Source organism: Kingella pumchi (assembly GCF_022288825.1).
Taxonomy (GTDB): Bacteria; Pseudomonadota; Gammaproteobacteria; order Burkholderiales; family Neisseriaceae; genus Kingella_D; species Kingella_D pumchi.
The window spans coordinates 1-501 of the sequence record NZ_JAKOOW010000060.1; the positions used below are offsets into that span (position 1 = coordinate 1).

2 protein-coding genes are annotated in these 501 nt (G+C 46.1%); both read right to left on the reverse strand.

The features are described 5' to 3' along the window. Positions 1-210: hypothetical protein (locus MB824_RS10780; protein WP_238748543.1), on the reverse strand; the 210-nt coding region annotated here is incomplete at its 3' end. A 26-nt stretch (positions 211-236) separates the two neighbouring features. Beyond that, on the reverse strand, positions 237-501 hold a 265-nt coding region (locus MB824_RS10785), incomplete at its 5' end, for a hypothetical protein (protein ID WP_238748544.1).

The window sequence follows — 501 nt, forward strand, 5'->3', positions numbered from 1 at the left end:
TGAAACGGTGCGGGCATTGGTGCCGGTAAACGAAACCACCACCTGCTTGCCGTCTGCCGAACGGTACACTCCGGCAGAAAACCCCAAAGCATCGTCATCGCGCCAATGCACTTCTTCAAAGCCGGCCGGCAGGGTCATTTTGTTGACTAGCCTTTTTTTGTCATACACACGGGCGGCCAGTTGGGCGTAGGTTTTTACATCGATTGCCATGATTCTCTCCTAAGTTATAAACAAAATTACCAATACTTTGCGTCTAAATTAATCGCTCTATATCGTTCCGGAACATTAGCGTTAAACTCTTTAGGATGTTTTTCGTCTAATGGTTTGTCATATAGGAAAATCTCTTTTGGCATTTTCCCAACTTTAAGAATGTACTCTAGATTTGCTTCCCTACCATCCAGCGATTTATCAAACTCCACCTGCTGCCATCTTCCGTCGATTGCTTTGAATTGGGCGTATTTCAAATCGCTGACCCAGTTAACCGGGGAGCCTGCCGTTACC